The following is a 25,774-nucleotide window of genomic DNA, read 5'->3' on the forward strand; positions in this document are numbered from 1 at the left end:
AAAGAAGATTTTGGGTGTAAAAATGAAAAAAATAGAAATAAAATATATAACTAAAGAACAACCACTGATTACTGAAAAAAAAGAGTCAGTTAATAAGAAAAGTCCACTAGCAAAAAATAAGTCATTCTGGCCATTGCAAGGAGTTTCTTTGACAGTTAATCCTGGGGAAGCGGTTGGGTTAATCGGAATTAATGGCTCAGGAAAACGAACTTTAACCGAAATATTGGCTGGAAGATTAAAACAGACAACTGGTTTTACGACCTTAAATGCCAAAATAAATTATGCAAGCAGCCGGGCCGGACTAGATGAAAACTTTACGGGATTAGAGAATATTAAGTCACAAATTACTAAGATGGATATTGATGAATTTAAAGCTAAACATTTATTAAATGGTATAATTGACTTTTGTGAGTTAGGTAACTGGTTGGAACGACCGGTTAGAGAATATTCAGTAGGAATGTATGCTAGACTTTCTTTAACGATTGCAATGTTTACCGAGCCAGAAATGATTGTTTTAGATAATGTCTTAAATGCACTGGATATTCCCTATAGTCAGCAAGTAAATCAAAAGTTGCAAGAATTAAAAGATTCAGGAGTTGCTTTGCTAGTCGCTGACGTTAATTTAGTGAATGTTGAACGCTTTTGTGAAAGGACCTTGTGGTTGCAATTTGGTAAGGTTCAACAACTGGGGCCGACTCCGGATGTTATGTTGCAATATGAATATTTTCAAGACTGGCTACGAAATGCAACTTTACCGGAAAAAAATAAGTATTTTGCAAAGAAAAAGAAAGACAGTCAAAACTTTGATATAGCTCAGATTTATGAGGAATTTAAAGTTGAACAATTTAAACACGGATTTACTCGTAAAGACGAACCTAAAATGCGCCGCGCCTTTTTTAAAGAAAGAGGTGCTGATCCTGTAGCAGCAATAGAAAAAAATGCTGCAAAGAAAACTCCGGCAAACAAAAAAAAGATGTCTAAAAGAAATAAGCAGCGCCTAATTTGGATAGTTGTACTACTTGGTGTAATTGGATTAGGAAGTTGGGGATATTTGTCACAGGCAAATAAATCTAAATTGAAGAGTGAACAAAAAACGACTTTGACGAGTAGCGAAAAACGAGTTAGTTCATTAAAGGAACAGCGCAGTTCCAAGAAAAAACAGTCATCTTTAGCTGCAAGTAAGGCAGCCGCAAGTTCTAAAAGTGTTTCAGAAAGTTCAGTGAAAGCAGCTAGCGCGGCTTCTGAGAGTTCAGCCAAAGCGGCTTCAGCTTCCAGTGCAAGTGAGTCATCCTTGAAAGCTAACACACAGACGATTAACGTTAATAGTGGAGATACGTTGGAAGGCTTAGCTGAAAAATATGCAACCGACGTTAACACAATTAAGAAAATTAATAATATTTCTTCAGAAGCTGATTTAAAAGCCGGTTCCGTAATTCGCGTTCCAAAGTAAATAAAAGTTAAATGCTATACAAAACCTTAATATTGGAGTTGAAATTATGAATTCTGATGCTGGACCGGCAGAGGTCAGCTTGATGATTATTTTATTTTTGTTAGTAAACGGGCAACTAGTCCGAATGATTAGAGTTGCTTGTCAACAATTGAACGAAACTTTTCCAAGGTTAGATGACTTACAAAGAGAAAAAATTTTACTGTTGAAACAGCAACTTACAAATTTAAATTTGATTAATATATTGTGTGACTGGATTGGATTTGGGTTGTTGGGTCTTTTAATCGGTCAGAATTTGTCAAGTTTTGATTGGTGGTATTTAGTATTAACAGTGTTAGCATTTGTTGTAATCAATATTTGTTTAACTGAGTTGGCAAGGCGTAGACCATTATTAGTTGGTTTACGATTAATAAAATGGACAATACCCATACGCTTTATTTGCTATCCTTTAACTAAACTCTTTTTGATTGTTAAAAAGTATTCAATTAATGATAAAAAAAAATTAGAGATTTCAGGGCAGCAGAAAATAATTGCGAATTTTCAAGAAATGTTGTTAAAAGAATCCACGGATAATGATTTCAAACCCGAAACTTTTAAAATGGTAGAGGGAGTAATTTCAATTCACCAAAAAATGGTGCGAGAGATTATGATTGCGCGAACAGATGCATTTATGGTTGATATTCAAAATGACAATGATCGTAATATTGATGCAATTATTCAACAGCCCTATTCAAGAATACCTGTTTTTAATGAAACAAAGGATAATATTGTCGGAGTGGTGCATATTAAAAACCTTTTACGTTCTGCTCGTGAAGAAGGCTTTGAGCATTTAAAATTGCGACGCATTATGCAAGCGGCTCTATTTATTCCGGAAACGATGACAGTCGATGATTGTTTGATTGAATTAAAGAGGACGCATAATCAAATGGCAATTCTGTTTGATGAATACGGCGGAGTAGTGGGATTAGTAACACTTGAAGATATTATTGAAGAAATTGTCGGAGAAATTAGTGATGAGTCAGATATTCCAAATCAACATTATCAAAAGATAGCCGATAATCAGTATATTGTTGAAGGACGACTACCATTGGATGATTTTAATGAAGAATTTGGAACTCACTTATATGATAATGAGGTTGATACAATTGCTGGATATATTATTGCCGGATTAAGTGCAATACCAGCTGATGGAGAAAAAGTTGAGCTGAGAACGCCAGAAGATGTGATTTTGTTGACGGAAAAGATTGAAGATTCTCGTATTCTTCAAGTTAAAGTAACTTTGCCATCGGGCTTAGCAATTGCCCATGTTCAACATGAAAAACAAATTAAGCAGTCAGTAAATAATTAATAAAGAGAGGTTATTTATGAAAAGCGATAGTTTAACAGCAGAGGTTAGTAAAAGACGAACCTTTGCGATCATTTCTCACCCTGATGCAGGAAAAACAACCATTACGGAGCAATTATTATTGTTTGGTGGGGTCGTTCGCAAGGCTGGGACGGTAAAAGCAAAAAAGTCAGGTAATTTTGCAAAATCAGATTGGATGGAAATTGAAAAAAAACGTGGTATTTCGGTCACAAGTTCGGTAATGCAATTTGATTATGCTGGGAAAAGAATTAATATTTTAGATACACCGGGGCATGAAGATTTTTCAGAAGATACTTATCGAACACTAATGGCAGTTGACTCTGCAGTCATGGTAATTGATTCTGCTAAAGGAATTGAACCGCAAACAAAAAAATTATTTCAAGTTTGTCGAATGCGGGGGATTCCGATTTTTACTTTTATTAATAAACTTGATCGTGACGGCCGGGCACCTTTAGATTTAATAACTGAACTGGAAGAGGTTTTACAGATCGATGCTTACGCAATGAATTGGCCAATTGGTATGGGGAAAGGTTTGAAAGGAATTTATGATCTGTTTAACCATCGAATTGAATTGTATCGTCGAGAAGATCATTCAGAGTCTTTTTTGACACTTAATCAAAATGGTGAACTGACTGAGGATAATCCGTTAAAAGGGGAAAGCATTTACCGGCAAGTTTTAGAAGAAGTTGAACTACTACAAGCTGCCGGAAATCAGTTAGATACAGATAAAGTTGCTACTGGGAAGTTGACGCCAGTGTTCTTTGGTTCAGCATTAACAAATTTTGGTGTAAAAACATTTTTAGATGCGTATTTGAAATTTGCACCTGCGCCAGCCAGTCATCAGACAGAAGCTAAACAATTGATTGAGCCGAGTGACCATGCATTTAGTGGATTCATTTTTAAAATTCAGGCTAACATGAATCCTAATCACCGTGATCGAATAGCTTTTGTTCGCGTCTGTTCGGGTCGCTTTGAGCGCGGAATGGATGTTATTTTACAACGCACAGGGAAAAAATTGCGTTTAGCGAATTCAACACAGTTTATGGCTGATTCTCGTGAAACGGTTGAAGAAGCAGTCGCTGGTGATATTGTTGGGTTATATGATACCGGGAATTTTCAAATAGGTGATACAATTTATACAGGAAAGCAAGCTGTTAAATTTGAAAAATTACCACAGTTTACGCCAGAACTTTTTGTAAAAGTTACCGCTAAAAATGTGATGAAGCAAAAATCATTTCATAAAGGGATAGCACAATTGGTTCAAGAAGGTGCGGTTCAGCTTTATCAAAGTTATTCAACTGGGGAGTACATTCTTGGCGCAGTCGGACAATTACAATTTGAAGTTTTCCAATTCAGAATGAAAAATGAATATCATTCTGATGTCGTGATGGATTCTATCGGTCATAAAATTGCTCGCTGGATTGACCCAGAACAATTAGATGAAAAAATGTCTTCATCTCGAAATCTACTGGTTAAAGATCGTCTAGGAATGCCATTATTCTTATTTGAAAATGAATTTTCTGAGAGATGGTTTAAGGATAAGTATCCTGATATTAAATTAACAGCAAAACTTTAGATAATATTAACCCGAATAAACAAAGGAGTTTAGATACTTTTTATCTAAACTCCTTTGCTTATTTTTAAAAGTTAAGGTAGTGTGCTGGTAGCCAACCATAATCAGCTAGTTCATACCATAAAATATCATCAATTTTTATTTTGGTAGTTATGCTGACTTTTGTTTGATTAGCGATTTTTCCAATCCATTGTCCATTGGGATAATCAAAATAATGGACCAAAGAAGTATCAGTAAAATTGATTTTAGCTGGCTGATTAACCGGACTTGCTTTTCCTAATAAAAGAAAATCAGAATTATCAATTAAAGGTTGCTGTTTTTTCTGAATAGACATGGCTTCTGGCTGATATTTTATCCAAAAGGCTCCTAAACTATACCAAATTTCTTGGGAATATAAAATAATTCGTTTAAAAGTTTGCCAAACAGTTCCAGCTCTTAAAAGTAACAGGGGATTGGAATCATCAATTCTTGTAAAGCAAAAAATATCTTTTAATAAAACAAAAGAAATGTCTGATTTTTCAACAGACTCCCACTCATTGTAACGATAATACAAAGTTACTTGTTGAAGTTGGTGAGTAAAAAAACCCTTAATTTTTCCATCAACAGTTTGTAAATTGAAATTATTAATTTCTGGTGAAAAAATTTGATAAGCTTCTCCAATTTTCCCCTTTAAAAGTTGAGCAGGTAATAAACTATTATTATTATCGTAATTTTTAAAAGTAATTCGGATTGGAGCTCCGTCTTGTTTTTGATAGAGTAACACCATAATTGCATATTGGGAAAAGAAGTGGTCATTAAACCCCTTGATGTTTATTAAGTTGTAATTCGATAATTTACGAAGCTTAAATTGAATCTTTTGTCCAATTAAACCACTAATTAGTTGTGGACGAGCAATTTCGTGTTGCTGTTCGTCTTGATAAATTAGCAAAAGAACAGCATTTTGTTTTTCTTGACTAATTTCATTAGGCTGCTTTAATTCTACTTTATTATTAGCTAATTGTGAAAGGGATTTCTGCTGTTCTGGCTTTTTCGTTGCCTTAGTGGAGACTTCGTCAGTTGATTTTGGGGGAATTTGGTTGGCAGTTGCTGAATCACTGCTTTTAAAAGTTTGGAAAACTTTCTTTAGAAAACTACTGACTGACAAATTTGATCACCACCTTTATAACAACTAATATAAACATTAATTAATGAACTGTTAGGCTAATTTGGACAACACTATCTGTTCGTGTAACTTTAGCAGCATCTTTTTTATTTTTAACGAGTTCATTTAAAATAAATTTTATTTCATCGTCAGAAATACTTCGATTTTTGTTAGAAATAATTATTTCTTCATCCAGACTGTTTCTTTTGAAAACGACTCGACTATTACCTAAAGTGTAAACTTTAATGAAATGAGTTGCTGAATTTTCTAATTCATGTTTGATTTTTCGTGAGTAGCTATTGCTAACATCAATTAAATGCATAGATATCTCCTCCTCTATTCTATAAGTTTATTATAGCCAAAAGTGTTGAATAAATGAACTAAAAGGTCAAGATAAATTGATAATTTTTTAACTTAGCCAAATAAAAAAGAGATTAGGTAGTAAATTCCCTAATCTCTGCAATTTCTTAATTATGTTAATTTGCTTTTTTGCTTGTTGGCTTTTTTTCGACAGGTTGTATTTTTATTTTATTATCTATTGTTGTAGCTAATAAAGATTTGTTTTCGGGATGTTCTAAATAGTAATCTGCGATTCCATCTTCAATTTGTTCCTGAATAATGCGTCTTAACGGTCGCGCACCCATTTTGGGATCATAACCTAATTCGACTAATTTTTCTTTGGCTGGAGTTGTAACTTTTAAACTGATTTCTTGAGGCACTAGCATTTTTTCAACATCAGTCAACATTAGTGAAACAATTTTTAGTAAATCTGGTTTGGTTAGTGGGTTAAATTCGACAATGTCATCAAAACGATTAAGAAATTCTGGCTTGAAATATTTAGACAAATTATCGATTACAGAGTGATTTTTCCCCGAAGCTGTAGCACCAAAACCAACATTAGCGACTGCATCACCGCTACCAGCATTAGAAGTCATGATAATAATCGTGTCTTTAAAGCTGACAGTTCGACCCTGAGAATCAGTTAAACGGCCATCATCAAGAATTTGCAAGAACATGTGCATGACATCCGGATGAGCTTTTTCAATTTCATCTAATAAAATTAAACTGTAGGGATGACGCCGAACCTGTTCAGTTAATTGACCGGCTTCTTCATAACCCACATAGCCAGGAGGGGATCCAATCAATTTTGAAACAGAATGTTTTTCCATATATTCACTCATATCGAAGCGGATTAAGGCATCAGTGGTTCCAAATAATTCACGAGCCAATTGTTTAGCAGTTTCAGTTTTTCCAACACCGGTCGGGCCAACGAATAAGAAGGAACCAATTGGACGACCAGATTTATTGAAACCAATTCGATTGCGCCGGATTGCCCGGGCAACTTTATCAACAGCTAAATTTTGACCAATAACATGTTTTTCAAGCGACTTTGCTAGGTCTCGTAACTGTTGTTGTTCTTTTTGCTTGAGTTCACCAACTGGAATGTTAGTTTTTTCCTCAATGATTTTTTCCATGTCTTTTTCGGTTACAGTTGGAGTCGTAGTTTCACCTGTTTTTTGTTCACGCATTTGTGAAAATTTATTAGCTTGGTCGCGATAATAAGCAGCTTTTTCGTAATCTTCTCTTTTTAAAGCTGCTTGCTTTTGATTTTCAGCTGTTTTGATTTTTTGTTCAATGACTTGCGGATCAACGGCTTGAATTGTTAAATTTTTTCTCGAACCGGCTTCATCTAATAAATCGATTGCCTTATCAGGCAAAAAACGATCTTGAATATATCGGTTAGACAATTCAACCGCTGATTTCAAAGCCTCAACTGTGTATTTAACATGATGGTATTTTTCGTATTTTGTTTGAATGCCCTTTAAGATTTGTACGGTTTCTGCCACAGAAGGTTCGTCAACTTGGATTGGCTGAAAGCGCCTAGCTAATGCTGCATCTTTTTCAATTTTGCGATATTCATTAAGAGTGGTTGCTCCAATTAATTGAATTTCACCACGTGCTAGAGCTGGTTTTAAAACATTACCGGCATCCATCCCACCTTCTGCATTACCAGCACCCACGATTTCATGGATTTCATCGATAAACAAAATAATCTCTGGTTGTTTGCGAAGTTCTTGCATCAATTGTTGCATTCGTTGTTCAAATTGACCACGAATACCAGTACCCTGAACCAAGGAAACAACATCCAGTCGAAAAACTCGTTTGTTTAAAAGTTTTTGTGGGACGTCTCCATTAACAATTTTTTGAGCTAAGCCTTCGACAACAGCTGTTTTGCCTACTCCAGCTTCGCCAATTAAAACAGGGTTGTTTTTAGTTCGACGATTCAGAATCTCAATTACACGAGCGATTTCTTTATCGCGACCAATAACTGGATCGATACGATTATTTTTTGCTTCAGCGGTTAAATCAAGCCCGTATTGTTGTAAGATTCCGCCGCCTCGGTTATTTCCATTACCTGCAGCAGCTTGGGGCTGTTGAAATTGGTGCTGAGCAGCAGAACTTCCATTGCTCATGGAACGAAAAAGATCATCCAAGCTACCAAATCCAAATGGATCTTGCATCATCGCTTGAGGATTATTTTGCTGAGCATGATCTTTTAGTTCTCGATAACAATTTTGACAGAGATCAATCGAGGTTTGTCGACCATTTACAGTGGTTGATAAATGAATTGTCGCGGGATTTTGATGGCAATTTTGACAAATCATCGTCTTTCACTACCTTTCATAAAATTAACTAAAGGCCTCTTTGACTATCTTTGACCTTTGACTATAAGTATACTACATCTGATTTTTAGCGCAAGTTGGAAGCTTGTGTGATATGATAAAAAAAACATGTGAGGGTGATTTTTTGGAAGAACGCAATTATCAGGAATTATTAGATAAATTAGTAGCCGGGGAAATTGATGAAATCAAAATCGAACCGAAAGAGTTCATGAGTTTTCAAGTGGCTTTCATGAATTTCCGACAAAGAAAGCGCATTGTCGGGATTGCTCATCAACAAGGAATAGTTTATTACCATTATAATGATAATCCAACACAATAATGCTTTATAAACTTGTTTTATCAAGCAATTCATGCTAACATTTACTTCAGCAGGGAAAGTATTGCCAATTCTGATGAAAACGCGTTCTTAAAAGGCTTTTCAGGAATTGAAGTGCTGTTCTTGAATTTTCTATCAACATTACAAAAGGAGCTTGATTTAAATGGAAAAGAAAGACTTTCATATTATTGCAGAAACAGGTATTCATGCACGTCCAGCAACTTTATTAGTTCAGGCGGCCAGCAAATTCAACTCAGATATTACTTTGACTTACAAAGATAAGTCAGTTAACTTGAAGTCAATCATGGGTGTAATGTCACTCGGCGTAGGCCAGAATGCTGATGTTACAATTGCAGCTGACGGTGATGATGCAGCTGATGCTTTGGCAGCTATTGAAGAAGCAATGAAGAAAGAAGGACTTGCTGAATAATGACGAAAGTGTTAAAGGGAATAGCTGCCAGTGATGGAGTTGCTGTTGCTAAAGCATACATGCTGGTGCAGCCAGACTTGACTTTCCAAGAAGAAAATGTTGAAGACCCAACTTCAGAAATTGCACGTTTAAATCAAGCAGTTGCTGATTCCGAAAAAGAATTGCAGTTGATTAAAGAAAAGGCAACTGCAAATCTGGGTGAGGCTGAGGCAGCCGTTTTCGAAGCACATTTGACTATTTTAGCTGATCCTGAGTTTTTCGGTAAAATTAAAAGTAAGATCAAAGATGAGAAAGTTAATGCTGAGAAGGCTTTACAAGATGTAGCTACTGAGTTTATCTCAATTTTTGAAAATATGACTGACAATAAATATATGCAGGAACGGGCAGGAGATATTCGTGATGTTTGTAAGCGAGTATTAGCTCATTTACTAGGAGTTAAATTACCTAATCCAGCATTAATTAATGAAGAAGTAGTTATTGTTGCTCATGATTTGACGCCTTCAGATACTGCTCAACTTGACCGGAAATATGTTAAAGGATTTATAACTGACATTGGTGGGCGGACTTCTCATTCTGCAATTATGTCACGAACTTTGGAAATACCAGCTGTTGTTGGCTCACAGTCGGCAACAAAGGACATTGAAGAAGGACAATTAGTGATTATTGATGGTATTGGTGGCGAAGCATTAGTTGAACCTACCAAAGCTGAAATTGAACACTACCATCAAAAAGCGGCTGATTTTGCTAAACAAAAAGCTGAATGGAAACAGTTAAAATCAGCAGATTCTCTAACAGCGGATGGAAAGAAATTGATTTTAGGAGCTAATATTGGGACACCTAAGGATGTAGTGGGTGCCACTGATAATGGTGCAGAAGCTGTCGGCTTATTCCGTTCGGAGTTTCTGTATATGGATGCAAGTGAATTGCCTACTGAAGATGATCAGTTTGAAGCCTACAAAAAAGCTGTTGAAGGCATGAATGGTAAACAAGTAGTGATTCGAACGATGGACATCGGTGGTGACAAAGAGTTGCCATATTTACCGTTACCTGATGAAATGAATCCTTTCTTGGGTTATCGTGCTATTCGAATTAGCTTAGATCGTCAAGATATCTTCCGGACGCAATTACGTGCTTTATTACGTGCTTCTCATTATGGTAAGTTAGCTATTATGTTTCCAATGATTGCTACTGTTAAAGAATTTAAAGCAGCTAAAGCGATTTATGAGGAAGAAAAAGCTAAGTTAGTTAAGGCTGGCGTACCTGTAGCTGATGATGTTGAAGTAGGTATGATGATGGAAATTCCAGCAGCTGCGATGATAGCTGATAAATTAGCAAAATATGCTGACTTCTTCAGTATTGGAACAAATGATTTAATTCAGTATTCAATGGCAGCAGATCGTGGAAACGAACGTGTGTCATATCTTTACCAACCATATAATCCATCGATTCTTCGCTTGATTAAGAATATTATTGAGGCATCTCATGCTGAGGGTAAATGGACTGGTATGTGTGGTGAAATGGCTGGAGATCAGATTGCAGTTCCATTATTGGTTGGTTTAGGCTTAGATGAATTTTCGATGAGCGCCACATCAATTTTGAAGACCCGTAGTTTGATGAAAAAACTTAATACCGCAGAAATGAAGCAGTTAGCTCAAAAGGCGGTTACTGAGTGTGAAACAACGGAAGAAGTTGTTTCATTAGTTAAAAACTTATCACTCTAGATTAAGAGTGATTCTTTTAGAAGAGTAAAAAGGGGAGCGTAAGCCAAATTGGCATTGCTCCCTTTTTTCTTTAAAATCATTAATTGTTTTGAATTAAGTAGAGCTAATCTTTCCTTAAGATTTTATGTTAATTTAAATGAAGGCCTTTTGAATGATTGCATATATTGGATAGAAACAATATAATTAATGTGATTAACTTAGTTAAGGAGGATACACGTGAATATCGGGATTTTTACAGATACTTATTATCCGCAAGTCAGCGGTGTGGCCACCTCCATTAAAACACTTAAAGAACAACTTGAAAGTCAGGGGCACCACGTCTATATTTTTACGACTACTGATCCTAAAGTAGCTTCTGATGAATATGAAAAAAATATATTTAGATTTACCAGCATCCCATTTATTTCATTTACTGATCGTAGAATTGCTGTTCGCGGTTTATTTAGAGCGTATCAAGTTGCTAAAGAACTGCAGCTTGATATTGTCCATACACAAACGGAGTTCTCAATGGGATGGATTGGCAAATTTGTTGCTAAAAATTTAAAAATTCCTTGCATTCATACTTATCACACGATGTATGAGGATTATTTGCATTATGTTGCCAAAGGAAAACTGTTAAAGCCGCACCACGTTAAGCAAATGTCGCGTTCTTTTTGTTACCATATGACCGGGATAATTGCTCCAAGTGAAAGAGTCTTAACTACACTTGAGGGGTACGGAGTCAAGTCGCCAATTACAGTTATCCCAACTGGTGTAAATTTACAGAAGTATCGTCAACCGGTAAAATTGGATATTCGAAAAAAATATCAAATAAAAGAACAAACACCTTTGCTGTTAACTTTGAGTAGACTAGCGTATGAAAAAGATATTGACCGGTTAATTAGTGTTATGCCCCAATTGTGCCATCTGTTACCAAATGTTTTATTGATGATTGTTGGTGATGGACCGGCGAGAGAAGATTTAGAGCAGCAAGTGGCGGAGTTGAATATCCAGCCAAATGTTTTGTTTACTGGTGAGATATCTAACGATCAAGTTGCTGACTATTATCATGCTGCTGACCTTTTTGTATCAACATCAGTTTCAGAATCTCAAGGTTTAACATATATTGAAGCATTGGCATCGGGATTGAAAGTTGTTACAACACATAGTCCATATACAGACGACTTACTAAGTGACAAAGAATTCGGAATGACGTTTGAAAAGTTGGACGACTTGGCTAATATTCTATTTGAATATTTAACGACGAGTCAGCAATCGATTGAAACGAACAAATTGAATCAAAAATTATCAGCGATTTCGGCTGCTGATTTTGGAGAAAAAGTAATTCAATTTTACCATGACTGTCAGGCTATATATTCAAAAGAAAGAGAAACAAGTCATTCAGGAGAGATCAGTTAGGTTTATAAAGGGGTTTAACGAATGCTTAAAGTGAACATGTTTTCTTCGGCTACGAAAATCAAAGGACAGGGAGTTGGAAGTGCCTATACTGAGTTAATTGGTTTGCTGCAACGGAACTTTTCAGATAAATTGATAGTTTCTTACAACAAATATTCTCGTACAGATATTAGTCACTACCATACAGTTGACCCGCAATTTTACATTTCAACGTTTTTCCCTGGACGTGGTCAAAAAATTGGATATGTTCATTTTCTTCCAGAAACTCTAGAAGGTAGTTTAAAGTTGATTCAGCCTTTTAAAGCTATTTTTTGTCATTATGTTATTTCCTTTTATCGACGAATGGATCATTTAGTAGTTGTTAATCCGAGTTTTATTCCGGCACTTGCTAAATATGGTATTAGTCCTGAAAAAATAACTTATATTCCTAATTTTGTTTCTAAGAGTGACTTTCATCAAGTTGATCAAAATCAAAAGAATAACTTGCGTCAACAGCTTAATATTCCCTTAAATAAATTTGTTGTTTTAGGAGTCGGCCAAATTCAGGAGAGAAAAGGTGTTTTTGACTTTATCAAATTGGCGAAAAAATTTCCTGAACTCCAATTTATTTGGGTTGGTGGTTTTTCATTTGGGAGAATAACAGATGGTTTTGATAAATTAAAAGAGATTGTTAAAAATCCACCACAAAATTTACAGTTTCCCGGCATTGTAGAACGTGATCGGATGGGTGATTACTACAATGCGGCTGATTTGTTTTTGCTACCATCTTTTAATGAACTTTTTCCAATGAGTATTTTGGAAGCTGCCAGTTGTGGCTTGCCAATTTTATTGCGAGATCTGGATCTTTATCAAGCTATTATAAAAAGCAACTATCTGGCAGGAAAAAATTTTGCTGAATTGGCAGAGAACATATTAGCTTTAGTTAAGGATCGAGATTTGCTAGTGAAATATCAAGCTAAGGCAGCTAAGATAGCTAAAGAGTATTCTGAAGAAAGGCTTGCTAATCAATGGCTGAATTTTTATGTCCAGCAAAGTAGGTTAAATAAAAAATGACAAGTCGAAATAAAATAGTATTAATTTTAATGTTATTATTTGGCTTAGCTATTACAGCTTTCTCTTTGCGTGATATTTCATTTAACTCCTTAATCAGAGATTTAGCAACTTTGAAATGGGGTTGGTTAGTAGCTGCTGTATTTAGTATGCTGATTTCATATTTTTTAGAAGCCATAGTTGTCAAAGTTTTATTGCGACGTGAGACGATGGACTTTCCGTTACAATCTGCTTTAAGAATCCCGTTAGTTGAGCAGCTTTTTAATGGCATTACGCCATTTTCTTCTGGAGGCCAACCAGCTCAGTTATTTGCTCTAGTTCAAGCAGGTGTTGATGCTGGACAAGCAACATCAGTTTTATTAATGAAATTTGTTGTCTATCAGTCAATGATTGTTGTTAATTTCATTGTGGCATTATTTATTGGTTTCCATTTTCTAGCTAGTAAAATGCATGCTTTGTCATTGCTTTTTTTATTTGGTTTTTTAATCCATTTTGCAGTGATAATTGGTTTATTGTTAGTGATGTATTGGTATTCTTTTACGAGAAAATCAGTAAAACTCCTGTTTAAGTTACTTAGACTTTTTAGGAATTCTTCTAAAATTGATCGCTGGGAAGAGATTCTAGATGAAAAAATAAATAATTTCTACCAAGAAAGTTTGCGGTTAAAGCGAGATGGTCGCTTATTGATGAAAATAGGGATAATAACTTTAATCCAGTTAATGTTTTATTATATTGTTCCTTATTTTATCTTATTATCATTGGGCGAACAGCATGTAAGCTTGCTGCTCGTTACGACATTTCACATTTTGATTGTAATGGTTATTTCTCTATTCCCAATTCCTGGCGGCTCTGGTGGAGCAGAATACAGTTTTTCAACTATTTTTTCTAGTTTTATTACTAACTCCAGTAAATTAGTTTTAGCAATGTTACTGTGGCGGTTACTGACTTATTATTTAGGAATATTGCTGGGAATGATAGCTTTAGTTGTACGACCTAAAAAGATTAAGCAGTAATCTGATAAAGATTTTCTAAAAAGAATACTTTTTGCTGGTTTAGTGTTTAAATTCTGGTAGAATTGATAAAGCGTAGTATTTGGGAATGATAAAATATAAAGGAGTGTATTGAAGTGAGTTCAAAGTTAGCAGCTATTATTTCGCGACTTGATTCTATGACAACTGATGTTGAAGAGGAACAAGCAAGTCGAAGGTTTGAAAAAAACGGACAACAGGTTGCAATTGTTACTTATGATAGTGCAACAAAAACATTCAATTTAGCCGAAATCAAAAGTCAGCAAAAATTTGAATTTGATGATATTGATTTAGTAGCGATGGAAATATATGATCTTTTGACAGATTAATAATTCTGCTGAAAAGCAACTTTATTCCAATTTTTTTAAAATTAGTTATAATAAATAATCAAAGATATGTAATTGGAGGATGTTAGATGAGTTCGATTTTGAAGCCATTAAGAGCTTTGCGGAATAGAACTGTCGGGGAAAATAATGGGGACAATCACGATAGTTCTTCCAAAAATTGGAAGAATAGTTTGAATACTAGGACAGGATTCTTTCTATTAACACTATTTTTGTTTTGGATAAAGACATATTTTATCTATTTGACTAAGTTTAACTTGGGTTTGAGTGATACAGCTCAAAAAATTATTTTGTTTTTTAATCCAATTCCAGTGGCATTGTTACTGTTAGGCATTGCTCTTTATTTTCGAGGTAAAAAGTTTTATTGGATTCTCTTGATAATTGATTTGTTGAGTTCACTTTGGTTGTTCGCTAACATTTTGTATTATCGGGAGTTTTCTGATTTCCTGTCAATAGGAATCATTAAGTCATCAAGTTCCGTTTCGAATCATCTAGGCCTGAGCATTATGGAAATTATTCATCCTACTGATTTTATGGCGTTTGTAGATATTCTAATTTTGGTATTGTTGTTGCTTTTTAAGGTTATTAAAGTTGACAAGCGTAAAGGAAAGTTACTTAATTCAATTACTGTAAGCTTGTTGGCGGTTGCCCTGTTTGGATTGAATTTAACAGTTGCAGACAAGGATCGCCCACAATTATTGACTAGAACGTTTGACAATAATTATATTGTCAAATATCTAGGAATAAATTTTTACGCTGGTTATAATGCTTATCAAAATTATCGACAAAACTCTACTAGAGCTAACGCTAGTAGCAATGATTTAAATAGCGTTCTTTCTTTCTTAAAGAAAAACCGTGTTGGTGATAATATAAGTTATTACGGTAAAGCAAAAGGCAAGAATGTTTTTATTTTTCATTTAGAAAGTTTTCAACAGTTTTTGATTGATTATAAAGTTGATGGTCAAGAAGTAACACCGAATATTAACAAGTTTTATCATGATCAGAATACGTTATCTTTTGATAATTTCTTTAATCAAGTTGGTCAAGGCAAGACTTCTGACGCAGAAACTATGTTAGAAAATTCGCTTTTTGGATTACCTACTGGTTCAGTTATGACTGAATATGGTACATCGAATACTTTTCAAGCCTTACCCGCTATTTTGGATCAAAATGGTTATTCAACGGCTGCTTTTCATGGGGATGTTGGAAGTTTTTGGAATCGTGATAATACGTATAAATCATGGGGATATCAATACTTTTTTGATGAAGATTTCTATAAGGAAAAAACCAATTACAGTATTGGTTATGGACTGAAAGATAAGATCTTTCTTAAACAGGCTGTCCAATATTTACAACAGTTGCCTCAGCCATTTTATGCTAAAATTATTACATTAACTAATCACTATCCATATGAATTGGATAAGATAAATCAAAGCATACCTAAAACTAAAACGGGTGATCAAACAGTTGATGGCTATGTTCAAACAGCTCATTACTTAGACCAGGCTTTTGGTGAGTTTATTCAATATTTGAAGAAGTCTGGACTGTATGATAACTCAATGATTGTGGTTTATGGGGATCACTACGGTATTTCAAATAATCATAAAAAGGCAATTGCACAGCTTTTGAATAAAAAGTCTGTTTCTAGTTATGATTTAGCGATGTTCCAGAAAGTTCCCTTTATGATTCATTTGAACGGACTTAAGGGTGGAGTTAATCATACCTATGGCGGCGAAATTGATGTTATGCCAACTTTGATGGATTTGATGGGTCTCAAGGATGACGACTATATACAATTAGGTCAAGATCTTTTGGCAAACAACCGTAATCAGACGGTTGCCTTTAGAGATGGAGATTTTGTTTCGCCGACATATAGTAAGGTTGGAAGCAAGGTATATAATAACCAAGGGCAACAGGTTACGAATTTGTCGGGTTCTGAAAAGCAGCAAGTGGATACAATGCAGAATCGAACCGACAAAGTTTTGTCCCTGTCAGATAAAATCATTACTGGGGACTTGTTACGTTTCTATACACCAAGTGGTTTTAAAAAGGTTACCCGAAGTGATTATAATTATAAGTACAATGAAACAATGAAACAGCTTAAGGTGGCACAACAAAAAAAGAAAACTAGTTTGCAAGATAAAAACAATGGAAAATCAACCGTCGATTTATTTGAGACTGATGCACCTGAATTGAAGTAATTTAGTTACTTTTAGATGAAAATTAATATATTTTGAGTAAAAGGTTAGCCGTTTTGAAGAATGGTTAACCTTTTTTTGTTTCATATGGTATAAAGTTCAATACTAGGTGAATTTTTTGTAAACGGTATAGTCAAGACTAAATGGTCTGCAGTAAAATGGAATTTTAAGAAGACTAAAACGAAGTACTGAAATGACGAATAAAATTGGAAAATAAATAGAGTTAGGAAAAAGTGTAAGATGTATTATTTGAAGATATCATAGTAGAGGTGGTAGTGCATGGTAACCCAGAGAAAATTGATCATCAGTTTATGACAAAATTCAGATGTGGTCGTTCAGTGTCAACTAGTCAGTTAGGATTGCGGTATTACATTAAAAATAACATTGCTGGATCACGTGTTTTGAAATTCATCACGATAGCATTGAAATTAACACTCAATCAAAAGACACAAGTTTTGATTCACTATTTTTAAGCGTCTGGTTTTCATTTGCTGTAGATAAAGCTGGTGCAATGCTTTTGATCGTATAAAGCCATGAAATAAAACAATTCAAAAGATGGCTTACTGCAATTAATGAATAGTTTGATAGCATTGATGAAAGAGGCTAGTAAAAGATGGATTTATGTAGCAGTATCGGTGAACTTATATGAATTACCATTTCAAGTGTAACAACCGCGGAGTATGTATGAGCTAACTTACTGGTGTGTCCTTAATGAATTTAACAGCGGTATTGAAGATTCATTGTATCGTGAATCTTTGCTATTTTATGTAGATAGTGATTGGCGTTTGAGAAAGATACCTTCGACTAAGAACATTTTCACAACTACGACGTTGTCATGCTGAATAAGAATGGGTAAAGCAGATCTCACAACCTTGAACTTGATCTAAGGGTTTGAACTTAGAACAATTATCAAAAAGATTTTTTTGAAATAGTTGGAAAATTTATATAAGTGGCTAGGAGTTCATTTAAACAAATGTCGGCAAGGTAACTTGGAATCTTCACTATAATTTAGAAACGCATTTGTCTTTTAGTCGAAGTTATCAGTGCTGATTCATTGATTTGAGTTTTCCCCGCTACTAAAGAACTCTCTCAATTGTTGATAAAGTCTGGTGCTTGAAAAAGGTGTGGCTTTTTAAAAGATAGTAACACTCTCAATGCATAGCCGACGCTTGAGTGACGATTTAAACAACTTGAAAAGGAGTCAGTAAGGTTTTCTAAATCTTTAAAATATTGTTTTTACCTTTTTTTATTACAAAGAGTCTGAATGTTTTCGGCAAACTGCTGCTTTAAAAATTAATAATCAAAATTATGTTAATGAATAGTGCTACGCTTGATATCATAAAAAAGGTACTGCGATTTCAACTAATTAAGCATATAATGTGATGTCTGCCGGTAACTTTTCAACATGCTTCGATCCTTTCTTTTTCTTCAGGTGAGATTTGTTGATAACGTTTAGCAGTGTTTTTTAGAGTGGATCATGGAGATTTACTTTCTTTAGGTTTTTCTCACTTTAATTGCGGCCTTCGATGACCTATTTGTGTATTTCTTTTGTTGCATTTAGCTTGTAAATTAGGAAACAAAAAATAAATTCAAATGAATTAAAAAAAGACTTGACCTTGTATAATAATGTTGGTATTATATTAAATGTCGTTGAGTTACGAAAGTTAATCAAGTAAACGTAATTAACTAATTAAATTTCTCTTGACAAACAGCCTGCTACAAGATATAATGAAATGGTTGTTGAATTTAAGTAGACCTTTGAAAACTGAACAAAGTTTCGATAAAGCAAATGTGCAGGGCCTTGCGAAAGCAAGGACAAAATTTGCGAAGTCAATTCGCTAGTAATAAAAATGAGTCACAAACTTTAAAATGAGAGTTTGATCCTGGCTCAGGACGAACGCTGGCGGCGTGCCTAATACATGCAAGTCGAACGAAGCTGTTTTAACTGGTGCTTGCACCGACTTAAACAACTGAGTGGCGAACGGGTGAGTAACACGTGGGTAACCTGCCCCAAAGCGGGGGATAACATTTGGAAACAGATGCTAATACCGCATAACCACAGAAACCACATGGTTTCTGTGTCAAAGATGGTTTCGGCTATCACTTTGGGATGGACCCGCGGCGTATTAGCTAGTTGGTAAGGTAATGGCTTACCAAGGCAATGATACGTAGCCGAACTGAGAGGTTGATCGGCCACATTGGGACTGAGACACGGCCCAAACTCCTACGGGAGGCAGCAGTAGGGAATCTTCCACAATGGACGAAAGTCTGATGGAGCAACGCCGCGTGAGTGAAGAAGGTTTTCGGATCGTAAAACTCTGTTGTCAGAGAAGAACGTGTGCGAGAGTAACTGTTCGTGCAGTGACGGTATCTGGCCAGAAAGCCACGGCTAACTACGTGCCAGCAGCCGCGGTAATACGTAGGTGGCAAGCGTTGTCCGGATTTATTGGGCGTAAAGGGAACGCAGGCGGTCTTTTAAGTCTGATGTGAAAGCCTTCGGCTTAACCGAAGTCGTGCATTGGAAACTGGGAGACTTGAGTGCAGAAGAGGAGAGTGGAACTCCATGTGTAGCGGTGAAATGCGTAGATATATGGAAGAACACCAGTGGCGAAAGCGGCTCTCTGGTCTGTAACTGACGCTGAGGTTCGAAAGCGTGGGTAGCAAACAGGATTAGATACCCTGGTAGTCCACGCTGTAAACGATGAATGCTAAGTGTTGGAGGGTTTCCGCCCTTCAGTGCCGCAGCAAACGCATTAAGCATTCCGCCTGGGGAGTACGACTGCAAGGTTGAAACTCAAAGGAATTGACGGGGGCCCGCACAAGCGGTGGAGCATGTGGTTTAATTCGAAGCAACGCGAAGAACCTTACCAGGTCTTGACATCTTCTGATAGCCTAAGAGATTAGGTGTTCCCTTCGGGGACAGGATGACAGGTGGTGCATGGTTGTCGTCAGCTCGTGTCGTGAGATGTTGGGTTAAGTCCCGCAACGAGCGCAACCCTTATTGTCAGTTGCCAGCATTAAGTTGGGCACTCTGGCAAGACTGCCGGTGACAAACCGGAGGAAGGTGGGGATGACGTCAAATCATCATGCCCCTTATGACCTGGGCTACACACGTGCTACAATGGACGATACAACGAGTCGCTAGACCGCGAGGTTAAGCTAATCTCTGAAAGTCGTTCTCAGTTCGGATTGCAGGCTGCAACTCGCCTGCATGAAGTCGGAATCGCTAGTAATCGCGGATCAGCATGCCGCGGTGAATACGTTCCCGGGCCTTGTACACACCGCCCGTCACACCATGAGAGTTTGTAACACCCAAAGCCGGTGGGGTAACCAATAGGAGCCAGCCGTCTAAGGTGGGACAGATGATTGGGGTGAAGTCGTAACAAGGTAGCCGTAGGAGAACCTGCGGCTGGATCACCTCCTTTCTAAGGATAGAAACGGAACCTGCACAAGCACGAAACTTTGTTTAGTTTTGAGAGGTTTACTCTCAAACTTGTTCTTTGAAAACCAGATAATATCTTTTTTATTAAACCGAGAACACCGCGTATTAAAAGAGTTTTGAACAAGAAGTTCTTGACGCAAACTCATAACCGTTTTACCGCAGGTAAAACAAGGTTAAGTTAATAAGGGCGCATGGTGGATGCCTTGGCACTAGGAGCTGATGAAGGACGGGACTAACACCGATATGCTCCGGGGAGCTGTAAGTAAGCTGTGATCCGGAGATTTCCGAATGGGGCAACCCAATAGCTGTAATGAGCTATTACTGCTAGTTGAATACATAGACTAGTTAGAAGCAAACGCAGGGAACTGAAACATCTAAGTACCTGCAGGAAGATAAAGAAAACTCGATTCCCCCAGTAGCGGCGAGCGAAGCGGGAAGAGCCCAAACTAGAAAGCTTGCTTTCTAGGGTTGTAGGACTGAACATTTGAGTTAACAAAGAAAACGATAGTCGAATGATCTGGGAAGGTCAGCAAAATAAGGTGAGAGCCCCGTAGACAAAATCGTTTTCCCTCAGTTCAGGATCCTGAGTACGGCGGAACACGTGAAATTCCGTCGGAATCCGGGAGGACCATCTCCCAAGGCTAAATACTACCTAGTGACCGATAGTGAACCAGTACCGTGAGGGAAAGGTGAAAAGCACCCCGGAAGGGGAGTGAAATAGTTCCTGAAACCATGTGCCTACAAGTAGTTAGAGCCCGTTAACGGGTGATAGCGTGCCTTTTGTAGAATGAACCGGCGAGTTACGTTTGTATGCAAGGTTAAGTCGTAAATGACGGAGCCGTAGCGAAAGCGAGTCTGAAGAGGGCGAATTAGTATGCAGACGTAGACCCGAAACCAGGTGACCTACCCATGTCCAGGTTGAAGGTGTGGTAAAACGCACTGGAGGACCGAACTCGTGTATGTTGAAAAATGCTGAGATGAGATGTGGGTAGCGGAGAAATTCCAAACGAACTTGGAGATAGCTGGTTCTCTCCGAAATAGCTTTAGGGCTAGCCTCGAAGTTAGGATAATGGAGGTAGAGCACTGTTTGAACTAGGGGCCCGTCTTGGGTTACTGAATTCAGATAAACTCCGAATGCCATATATTTATCTTCGGGAGTCAGACTGCGAGTGATAAGATCCGTAGTCGAAAGGGAAACAGCCCAGACCACCAATTAAGGTCCCTAAATATATGTTAAGTGGAAAAGGATGTGGAATTGCACAGACAACTAGGATGTTGGCTCAGAAGCAGCCACCATTTAAAGAGTGCGTAATAGCTCACTAGTCGAGTGATCCTGCGCCGAAAATGTACCGGGGCTAAACATATTACCGAAATTGTGGATGCAACCGTAAGGTTGCGTGGTAGGAGAGCGTTCTAAGGGCGGAGAAGCTGGATCGTAAGGACCAGTGGAGCGCTTAGAAGTGAGAATGCCGGTATGAGTAGCGCAAGACAGGTGAGAATCCTGTCCACCGAATGACTAAGGTTTCCTGGGGAAGGCTCGTCCACCCAGGGTTAGTCGGGACCTAAGCTGAGGCCGCAAGGCGTAGGCGATGGATAACAGGTTGAGATTCCTGTACCAGCAATGATTGTTTGAGCAATGGAGGGACGCAGGAGGCTAAGCACGCACACTGTTGGAGGTGTGTTCAAGCAACAAGTCTGTTAGTGAGTAAAATGCTTGCTGACATAAGGACAAGTTGTGATGAATAGCGAAATTTAAGTAGTGAAGGTGCTGATGTCACACTGCCGAGAAAAGCTTCTAGTGAGATCAAAGCTGCCCGTACCGCAAACCGACACAGGTAGTCGAGGAGAGAATCCTCAGGTGAGCGAGAGAACTCTCGTTAAGGAACTCGGCAAAATGACCCCGTAACTTCGGGAGAAGGGGTGCTGAGCGTAAGCTCAGCCGCAGTGAAAAGGCCCAGGCGACTGTTTATCAAAAACACAGGTTTCTGCAAAATCGTAAGATGACGTATAGGGGCTGACGCCTGCCCGGTGCTGGAAGGTTAAGAGGATGGGTTAGCTTCGGCGAAGCTCAGAATTGAAGCCCCAGTAAACGGCGGCCGTAACTATAACGGTCCTAAGGTAGCGAAATTCCTTGTCGGGTAAGTTCCGACCCGCACGAAAGGCGTAACGATCTGGGCACTGTCTCGACGAGAGACTCGGTGAAATTATAATACCCGTGAAGATGCGGGTTACCCGCGACAGGACGGAAAGACCCCATGGAGCTTTACTGTAGCTTGATATTGGGTGTTTGTACAACTTGTACAGGATAGGTAGGAGCCATAGAAGCCGGAACGCTAGTTTCGGCAGAGGCATTGGTGGGATACTACCCTCGTTGTATGAACACTCTAACCCTCGCCAATAAACTTGGCGGGAGACAGTGTCAGGTGGGCAGTTTGACTGGGGCGGTCGCCTCCTAAAAGGTAACGGAGGCGCCCAAAGGTTCCCTCAGAATGGTTGGAAATCATTCGCAGAGTGTAAAGGCACAAGGGAGCTTGACTGCGAGACAGACAAGTCGAGCAGGGACGAAAGTCGGGCTTAGTGATCCGGTGGTTCCGAATGGAAGGGCCATCGCTCAACGGATAAAAGCTACCCTGGGGATAACAGGCTTATCTCCCCCAAGAGTCCACATCGACGGGGAGGTTTGGCACCTCGATGTCGGCTCATCGCATCCTGGGGCTGTAGTCGGTCCCAAGGGTTGGGCTGTTCGCCCATTAAAGCGGTACGCGAGCTGGGTTCAGAACGTCGTGAGACAGTTCGGTCCCTATCCGTCGCGGGCGTAGGAAATTTGAGAGGAGCTGTCCTTAGTACGAGAGGACCGGGATGGACACACCGCTGGTGTACCAGTTGTTCTGCCAAGAGCATAGCTGGGTAGCTAAGTGTGGATGAGATAAACGCTGAAAGCATCTAAGTGCGAAACTCACCTCAAGATAAGATTTCCCATTCTTTAGAGAAATAAGGTTCCTGAGAGAAGATCAGGTAGATAGGCTGGAAGTGGAAGTTCAGTGATGAATGGAGCGGACCAGTACTAATAAACCGAAGACTTAACCAAAGAAGAAGAACGGAGTTCGAGGGAAAAAGAGAAAGATATTAGCTGGTTTTGAGAGAACAAGATTTTCTCAAAAGAAGAGTGCGGTGGCGATAGCAAGAAGGATACACCTGTTCCCATGCCGAACACAGAAGTTAAGCTTCTTAACGCCGATAGTAGTTGGGGGATCGCCCCCTGTGAGGGTAGGAAGTTGCCGTGCTTTCTAATATTCCGGCATAGCTCAGTTGGTAGAGCACCTGACTGTTAATCAGGTTGTCGACGGTTCGAGCCCGCCTGCCGGAGTTATTGTTGCTGGAGAGTTGTCCGAGTTGGCCGAAGGAGCATGATTGGAAATCATGTAAACGGGTGTTGACCTGTTTCAAGGGTTCGAATCCCTTACTCTCCGTAGCAGGATGACCCGTTGGTCAAGTGGTTAAGACACCGCCCTTTCACGGCGGTAACATGGGTTCAAATCCCGTACGGGTCATTTTGGAGGATTAGCTCAGTTGGGAGAGCGTCTGCCTTACAAGCAGAGGGTCACAGGTTCGAGCCCTGTATCCTCCATGAGTTGTGGTTCTATGGTGTAGGGGTTTATCACGCCTGCCTGTCACGCAGGAGATCGCCGGTTCAAATCCGGCTAGAACCGCTAATTATTAATTTTATGGCTCGGTAGCTCAGTCGGTAGAGCAATGGATTGAAGCTCCATGTGTCGGCAGTTCGATTCTGTCCCGCGCCATTATGGAAGGGTAGCGAAGTCTGGCTAAACGCGGCGGACTGTAAATCCGCTCCTTCGGGTTCGGTGGTTCGAATCCACTCCCTTCCATTGTAGGGGTATAGTTTAAAGGTAGAACTACGGTCTCCAAAACCGTCAGTGTGGGTTCAATTCCTACTACCCCTGCCATTATGGCGATAGTGGCGAAGTGGTTAACGCACCGGATTGTGGCTCCGGCACGCGTGGGTTCGATTCCCACCTATCGCCTGTTATTGGGTTATAGCCAAGTGGTAAGGCAAGGGACTTTGACTCCCTCATGCGCTGGTTCGAATCCAGCTAACCCAGTTGATGAAGTTTAATTTTAGCTGGCGGTATAGCCAAGTGGTAAGGCAGAGGTCTGCAAAACCTTCATCACCGGTTCAAATCCGGTTACCGCCTTTTAAAAGGTAGTATTTTTACCATCTTTATGCTACAATTTAAACATCATGCCGGTGTGGCGGAATTGGCAGACGCGCTGGACTCAAAATCCAGTGTCCGTTGAGGACGTATCGGTTCGACCCCGATCACCGGTATTTTTATTAATATTTAGAAGACGTAAACGTTGATTTATCAGCGTTTATTTTTTTATAAATGGTTAAAAGCCGTTATAAAATATAACTTTGTTGTCTTGCTGTTGTCCTAAGTTGTCCATTAAATGTTCTATCTTATTGTCATTACGAGCTTTATACTCATCAATGAGATAGGCATATTTTTTTGCTGTAATCATCATATTTGAATGACCAAGACGTTTGCTAATTGCATATAGATCAATACCTTTAAATAGCAAGTAAGCAACATGAGAGTGACGTAGTGAATGAAAATGAAAGCCTTCCTTTTTTATATTGCACTGTTTAAATAGCTCTCTAAGTTTTTTATTAACAGCATTGGAACTAGGGACAGTGTTTTGATTGTTGCGAAATACATTGTCCATTCCATTTTTCTTCAGCTGTGATAAGCAGTTGAGTAAATCATTATTTACACTAATAGTTCTATTTGAACTTGTTGTCTTTGTTGTCTTAGTCTTGTGACTGTGATAATCATAAGATTTATTTATCGAAATTGTCTTGTGTTTAAAATCAATATCTTCCCAAGTTAAAGCCATTATTTCTCCTAGGCGCATTCCTGTATAGATGGCAGTTAGAATCATATAGCGGCTAGTGTATCTCGTATCCAGCTTATATTTAGCTGCATTTATTAGCATATTTATTTCTTTAACATTTAGATATTCAACCTTCATAGAATTCTGCTGATTAAACTTAAGCTCAGTCCTTTGAGTGAAATCTTTTGTAATAATATCATCTAAAATTGCATTTTTTGCACAAGCACGAACATAACCATTTATTTTTGCAATTGTTTCTTTAGCATGATTAGCTCCATACCAATTCAAAAAAGATTGATAATCTTCACGGGTTATTTTTTGAATCCTTTTAATTCCAAAGTATTTTTTTATAATTTTGCTGGTAAGCACATAATGCCGAAGCGTAGATTCTGTTACTTTGTTTTCCTTATACGTTTTATACCAATAATCAAAATATTTTGAAAGTTCAATATCCTTTTTAGCGGAAATAACGCCTGACTTTTTTGCTTCAATTTTAGCAGCATATAACCGCGCTTCCGATTTGGTTAAGAAACCACTTTTTGATGTTTGTTGCAATTTTCCATTATTATCACGTTGTGAAATTGTAACTTTCCAACCAGACTTAAGTTTCCTAAAACTTGCCATTGTAAAAGCCTCCTTCTTAATTTAATATATAAATAGGGTGTAAAAGCCCTTAGTTATTTATTTGACGGGCACATCTCAAACTTTGGCGAGTGGGGATGTGT

Annotated in this window: 16 protein-coding genes, 12 tRNA genes and 3 rRNA genes; 27 read left to right on the top strand and 4 right to left on the bottom strand. The window is 38.0% G+C overall.

Annotated features, from left to right (window positions below; genetic code table 11):
• Positions 1-22 precede the first annotated feature (22 nt).
• From G6O73_RS01105 to G6O73_RS01115, 3 genes are read left to right on the top strand one after another with little or no spacing between them, the layout of a single operon-like run.
• The gene (locus G6O73_RS01105; protein ID WP_057884834.1) at positions 23-1,450 is read left to right on the top strand and encodes an ATP-binding cassette domain-containing protein; all 1,428 of its coding nucleotides are present in this window, start codon (positions 23-25) and stop codon (positions 1,448-1,450) included.
• Positions 1,451-1,496: 46 nt separating this feature from the next.
• On the top strand, positions 1,497-2,795 hold the full coding sequence (locus G6O73_RS01110; RefSeq protein WP_057884835.1) for a hemolysin family protein: 1,299 nt from the start codon (positions 1,497-1,499) through the stop codon (positions 2,793-2,795).
• A 16-nt stretch (positions 2,796-2,811) separates the two neighbouring features.
• Positions 2,812-4,389, top strand: a complete 1,578-nt coding sequence (locus G6O73_RS01115) for a peptide chain release factor 3 (protein WP_057884836.1) — start codon at positions 2,812-2,814, stop codon at positions 4,387-4,389.
• A 64-nt stretch (positions 4,390-4,453) separates the two neighbouring features.
• On the opposite strand, the gene G6O73_RS01120 is transcribed toward G6O73_RS01115, so the two are convergent.
• From G6O73_RS01120 to G6O73_RS01130, 3 genes are all read right to left on the bottom strand, one after another.
• Positions 4,454-5,530 (bottom strand): MucBP domain-containing protein, encoded by a 1,077-nt coding sequence (locus G6O73_RS01120; protein ID WP_057884837.1) that lies wholly within the window; start codon positions 5,528-5,530, stop codon positions 4,454-4,456.
• Positions 5,531-5,570: 40 nt separating this feature from the next.
• Positions 5,571-5,849, bottom strand: a complete 279-nt coding sequence (locus tag G6O73_RS01125) for a DUF1827 family protein (protein ID WP_057884838.1) — start codon at positions 5,847-5,849, stop codon at positions 5,571-5,573.
• 154 nt (positions 5,850-6,003) lie between these two features.
• Entirely contained in the window at positions 6,004-8,193 is a 2,190-nt protein-coding gene (locus G6O73_RS01130) for an ATP-dependent Clp protease ATP-binding subunit (protein ID WP_057884839.1), read from the bottom strand.
• 112 nt (positions 8,194-8,305) lie between these two features.
• On the opposite strand from G6O73_RS01130, the gene G6O73_RS01135 reads away from it, so the two are divergent.
• The 24 genes from G6O73_RS01135 to G6O73_RS01250 all read left to right on the top strand — a co-directional run bounded on the left by G6O73_RS01135 (position 8,306) and on the right by G6O73_RS01250 (position 24,483).
• On the top strand, positions 8,306-8,530 hold the full coding sequence (locus G6O73_RS01135) for a hypothetical protein (protein WP_057884840.1): 225 nt from the start codon (positions 8,306-8,308) through the stop codon (positions 8,528-8,530).
• A gap of 160 nt (positions 8,531-8,690) precedes the next feature.
• Positions 8,691-8,957, top strand: a complete 267-nt coding sequence (locus G6O73_RS01140) for a phosphocarrier protein HPr (protein WP_057884841.1) — start codon at positions 8,691-8,693, stop codon at positions 8,955-8,957.
• Positions 8,957-10,678: a phosphoenolpyruvate--protein phosphotransferase gene (ptsP, locus tag G6O73_RS01145; protein ID WP_057884842.1), complete on the top strand. Its 1,722-nt coding sequence runs from the start codon at positions 8,957-8,959 to the stop codon at positions 10,676-10,678. The genes G6O73_RS01140 and ptsP overlap by 1 nt, the downstream gene beginning before the upstream one ends.
• Positions 10,679-10,894: 216 nt before the next feature.
• Positions 10,895-12,076, top strand: coding sequence for a glycosyltransferase family 4 protein (locus G6O73_RS01150; RefSeq protein ID WP_057884843.1), 1,182 nt, complete (start codon positions 10,895-10,897; stop codon positions 12,074-12,076).
• Between the two features lie 21 nt (positions 12,077-12,097).
• Positions 12,098-13,126: a glycosyltransferase family 4 protein gene (locus G6O73_RS01155; protein ID WP_057884844.1), complete on the top strand. Its 1,029-nt coding sequence runs from the start codon at positions 12,098-12,100 to the stop codon at positions 13,124-13,126.
• Positions 13,123-14,136: a lysylphosphatidylglycerol synthase transmembrane domain-containing protein gene (locus G6O73_RS01160; protein WP_057884845.1), complete on the top strand. Its 1,014-nt coding sequence runs from the start codon at positions 13,123-13,125 to the stop codon at positions 14,134-14,136. The genes G6O73_RS01155 and G6O73_RS01160 overlap by 4 nt, the downstream gene beginning before the upstream one ends.
• 107 nt (positions 14,137-14,243) lie before the next feature.
• Positions 14,244-14,480, top strand: a complete 237-nt coding sequence (locus tag G6O73_RS01165; protein ID WP_083478420.1) for a YkuJ family protein — start codon at positions 14,244-14,246, stop codon at positions 14,478-14,480.
• 86 nt (positions 14,481-14,566) lie between these two features.
• Complete coding sequence (locus tag G6O73_RS01170) at positions 14,567-16,696, top strand: LTA synthase family protein (protein ID WP_083478421.1); 2,130 nt, start codon at positions 14,567-14,569, stop codon at positions 16,694-16,696.
• Positions 16,697-17,004: 308 nt separating this feature from the next.
• On the top strand, positions 17,005-17,166 hold the full coding sequence (locus G6O73_RS01175; protein ID WP_157056633.1) for a hypothetical protein: 162 nt from the start codon (positions 17,005-17,007) through the stop codon (positions 17,164-17,166).
• 1,392 nt (positions 17,167-18,558) lie between these two features.
• Positions 18,559-20,118 (top strand): 16S ribosomal RNA (locus G6O73_RS01180).
• Positions 20,119-20,306: 188 nt separating this feature from the next.
• Positions 20,307-23,223: ribosomal RNA gene (locus G6O73_RS01185) — 23S ribosomal RNA — on the top strand.
• A 79-nt stretch (positions 23,224-23,302) separates the two neighbouring features.
• Positions 23,303-23,419, top strand: a 5S ribosomal RNA gene (rrf, locus tag G6O73_RS01190).
• Together the 16S, 23S and 5S rRNA genes with 12 tRNA genes alongside form the textbook arrangement of a ribosomal RNA operon.
• A gap of 10 nt (positions 23,420-23,429) precedes the next feature.
• A tRNA-Asn gene (locus G6O73_RS01195) sits at positions 23,430-23,502 on the top strand.
• An 11-nt stretch (positions 23,503-23,513) separates the two neighbouring features.
• Positions 23,514-23,605: transfer RNA gene (locus tag G6O73_RS01200), tRNA-Ser, on the top strand.
• A 9-nt stretch (positions 23,606-23,614) separates the two neighbouring features.
• Positions 23,615-23,686: transfer RNA gene (locus G6O73_RS01205), tRNA-Glu, on the top strand.
• 4 nt (positions 23,687-23,690) lie between these two features.
• Positions 23,691-23,763 (top strand) — tRNA-Val (locus tag G6O73_RS01210).
• An 8-nt stretch (positions 23,764-23,771) separates the two neighbouring features.
• Positions 23,772-23,845 (top strand) — tRNA-Asp (locus G6O73_RS01215).
• Between the two features lie 17 nt (positions 23,846-23,862).
• Positions 23,863-23,935: transfer RNA gene (locus tag G6O73_RS01220), tRNA-Phe, on the top strand.
• Positions 23,936-23,939: 4 nt separating this feature from the next.
• Positions 23,940-24,022, top strand: a tRNA-Tyr gene (locus G6O73_RS01225).
• 4 nt (positions 24,023-24,026) lie between these two features.
• Positions 24,027-24,100 (top strand) — tRNA-Trp (locus G6O73_RS01230).
• Between the two features lie 5 nt (positions 24,101-24,105).
• Positions 24,106-24,178, top strand: a tRNA-His gene (locus tag G6O73_RS01235).
• Positions 24,179-24,184: 6 nt separating this feature from the next.
• Positions 24,185-24,256: transfer RNA gene (locus G6O73_RS01240), tRNA-Gln, on the top strand.
• Between the two features lie 22 nt (positions 24,257-24,278).
• Positions 24,279-24,349: transfer RNA gene (locus G6O73_RS01245), tRNA-Cys, on the top strand.
• A gap of 49 nt (positions 24,350-24,398) precedes the next feature.
• Positions 24,399-24,483, top strand: a tRNA-Leu gene (locus G6O73_RS01250).
• A gap of 62 nt (positions 24,484-24,545) precedes the next feature.
• Here G6O73_RS01250 and G6O73_RS01255 read toward each other — a convergent pair.
• On the bottom strand, positions 24,546-25,673 hold the full coding sequence (locus G6O73_RS01255) for a tyrosine-type recombinase/integrase (RefSeq protein ID WP_057886718.1): 1,128 nt from the start codon (positions 25,671-25,673) through the stop codon (positions 24,546-24,548).
• Positions 25,674-25,774 lie beyond the last annotated feature (101 nt).

This window comes from Liquorilactobacillus nagelii DSM 13675 (genome assembly GCF_019444005.1).
GTDB classification, from domain to species: Bacteria; Bacillota; Bacilli; order Lactobacillales; family Lactobacillaceae; genus Liquorilactobacillus; species Liquorilactobacillus nagelii.